Origin of the sequence: Corallococcus sp. 4LFB, assembly GCF_046520365.1 — a bacterium.
Classification (GTDB): domain Bacteria; phylum Myxococcota; class Myxococcia; order Myxococcales; family Myxococcaceae; genus Corallococcus; species Corallococcus caeni.
The window spans coordinates 1-2,825 of the sequence record NZ_JBKGHJ010000752.1 but is presented as its reverse complement, the minus strand read 5'-3'; the positions used below and the strand labels follow the sequence as shown (position 1 = coordinate 2,825).

3 protein-coding genes are annotated in these 2,825 nt (G+C 73.3%); 1 reads left to right on the top strand and 2 read right to left on the bottom strand.

Annotated elements, in window-relative coordinates:
* Nucleotides 1-784 (bottom strand): 3'-5' exonuclease (locus tag ACLEQD_RS40650; RefSeq protein ID WP_410391297.1); only part of this gene is annotated, 784 nt, incomplete at its 3' end.
* 186 nt (nt 785-970) lie between these two features.
* On the opposite strand from ACLEQD_RS40650, the gene ACLEQD_RS40645 reads away from it, so the two are divergent.
* Entirely contained in the window at nt 971-1,606 is a 636-nt protein-coding gene (locus ACLEQD_RS40645; RefSeq protein ID WP_014398634.1) for a helix-turn-helix transcriptional regulator, read from the top strand.
* Between the two features lie 55 nt (nt 1,607-1,661).
* On the opposite strand, the gene ACLEQD_RS40640 is transcribed toward ACLEQD_RS40645, so the two are convergent.
* Complete coding sequence (locus ACLEQD_RS40640) at nt 1,662-2,186, bottom strand: phage tail protein (protein ID WP_410391296.1); 525 nt, start codon at nt 2,184-2,186, stop codon at nt 1,662-1,664.
* Nucleotides 2,187-2,825: the final 639 nt, after the last annotated feature.

Sequence of the window (2,825 nt, the reverse complement as noted above, 5' to 3'; positions counted from 1 at the left end):
CGGAAGGGCGGTGGCGCAGGCCCGGCAGCCCCGCGCGGCCCAGCGCCAGCGGCACGTTGAGCCTCCTGGCGCGCTGGTCCAGGAAGGGCAGGTCGAAGCCGTGCAGGTTGTGGTTCTCCACCACGTCGGGGTCGGCCTCGCGGATGCGCGCGACCAGCCGGCGCAGCAGGTCCGCCTCGCCCGCGTCGCCGTCCGCCGTCACCTCCAGCGTCTCCGCGCGGCCGTCCGGATCCCTCAGCGCGACCAGGAAGATGCGGTCCTTCGAAGGGTCCAGCCCGGTGGTCTCCAGGTCGAACTGGAGCCGGCGCAGGTCGTCGAAGACGAGGTCGCGGAAGTACGCGCGCCCGGTGGCCACCAGGTACTGCTCCTCCGGGGGCAGCACCAGCGCCGTGGCCGGGCCCAGGTCGCGCAGTTGGCCCACGCGCGAATCCAGCCGCTTCGACGCGCCCTTGAGCACCGCGGACGCGAGCGCGCGGCCGTCCTCCGCGCTGACGACGAAGCGCAGCGCGCCGGGCCCCTCCAGCTCCCGGTACGTCACGGCTCCTGGCGCGGGCGGCGCGCCTTCGGGCCTCAGCGCGTCCCCCAGGTGCTCCAGGTCCTGGAGCGACGCGAGCAGCACCCAGGGCCGGTACCTCGCGTCCTCGCGCAGCCGCGCGTGCGTGCCCGGCTGCCGCTTCCAGATGAAGGCGCGCCCATCCGGCTCCGCCCAGACGGACACGATGCCGGGCGTGGGGTCCCATCCCCACAACCACTCGTCCTCCTGCGGATGGGGCGGCGGGACCATGGGCAGGGGCTCGGGGAGGCGCGGCGCGCGGACGCTGCTCCGGCCGCTCTTAGGCGCGCGGGTGCCCGCTTCGCAAGGGCGGGCGGCCAGGAGCGGCGGGGGGCTGTCGGTAGGGCTTCGCATCGCGGGGGCTCGGCCCCAGCTTGAGGCCCCTGGCTGACAGCGGTATGTCAGGATTCAGCCGCCATGCAACGCACCGAGCGACTCTTCGCCCTCGCGGAGTACCTGAGGGGCCGCCGCACCGGCGTCACCGCGGAGGTGCTGGCGGAGCGCTTCAGCGTGACGGTGCGGACCATCTACCGGGACCTGGACGCGCTGCGCGCCGCGGCGCTGCCGGTGGGCGCGGAGCGGGGCCGGGGCGGAGGCTACGCGCTGGACCGGGGCTACAGCCTGCCGCCGGTGAACTTCACCGCGCGCGAGGCGGCGCTGGTGGTGGCGCTGGGGCGGTTCGCCATCGGCATGCGGCTGCTCCCCTTCACGGGGACGCTGGAGTCGGCGCTCGACAAGGTCCGCTCCGCGCTGTCCACGTCCGCGCAGCGCGAGCTGCTGGACCGGCTGCGCGAGCTGACGTTCCTGGGCGTGCCGTCGCTGCCCACGCGCAAGCCCGTGAGGGAAGCGCTGGAGCGCGCGTGGTTCGAGCGCCAGCCGCTGCGCATCACCTACGTGGACGGCAACTTCCTGGAGACGGTGCGCGAGGTGCGCATCGAGTCCGTGGTGATGGACCGGCACGAGACGCGGCTGGACGCGGTGGACCTCGCGTCCGGCGAGCGGCGCCACTTCCGGTTGGACCGCATCACCCGCGCGGAGGTGGTGGGCGCCTGAGGCGCGAAGAAGGGGCCGCGGCTGTCCACGGCGCGGCGCCCTTCCGCGCCGGACGTCAGCCGTGCGAGGGGAAGATGCCTTCCACCGCGATGATGAAGTTCACGGCCGTGTACGGGTTCTGGATGGGCACGGGCTGGCTGCCGCCGGAGATGCCCACGGCCTGGGGGCCCATCACCGTGCTGGGGGTCGTGACGTAGGGCGTGGGGGTGGTGCCCGGGGGATAGGCGGCGAGGTACGCGCCCTCCGGGCTCTCCGTGTTGCCCTCCTGCATGCTGGCCATCAGCGGGTGGGTGTGCGCCGGCATCTGCGTGGAGATGAGCGTCACCGACGGCGTGCCGGCCACCTCGCCCAGGGTGTGCGGTGCCAGGCCGGGGCCCTGGCCGGGCGCCATGGGGAAGCGGCCCCGCATGTCCGGCAGCGCGAACGTCGTCCTGCCGTCGCCTCCGTACGTCGTGCCCAGGATGGCGAAGAGGGCCTGGTTCTGCGCGATGGACAGCAGCGCGCCGTTGCAGAAGCTCCAACCGCGCGGCGCGAAATCGCCTCCAAACATCCGGATCTCCCCGATGAACGGCTCAGACATGGTGCCCCCTGGCGTGACTGTGGGTGTTGGTCGTTGAACAGACCATGGGCGGCACCTCCAGTGAAAGAGCGCGGCGCGTCAACGGACAAACCGACCTGACGTGTGAGAAGCTTCACAGTCCGTGACGGTCTCTTTTCCTACGCCGCACGTCGTCGCACTGCCTGTCGTTGGGGAGGACCCGGTCCATGTCGCTTCGAGCCTTTTTGCCCTTCCGTGGGGCGTTCTCGCGTTTCCGCGTGGTGTCGCTCTGCGCGACGTTGATGGTGACTGCCTGCGCGGAAGGAACGGGCGATGGCCCGGCGGGACCCGAAGGTCCTCCGGGGCCCGCGGGCGCGACGGGGCCCCAGGGGCCGGCGGCCCCCAGGGTGAGAAGGGCGCGATGGGCGAACCCGGCCTGGTGGGTCCTCAAGGGCCGCAGGGCCTGTCGGGTGTGGGCGCGACGGGCCCGCAGGGGCCGCAGGGCGTGCAGGGACCGCAGGGTCCGATGGGCCCCCAGGGACCCATGGGACTGATGGGACCCATGGGTCAACAGGGCAACGTGGGACCCGCCGGTCCGCGGGCGCCAAGGAGACACGGGCCCGCGGGCCCAAGGCGACACGGGTGAGAAGGGCGACACCGGCGCGACGGGCCCCAAGGGCG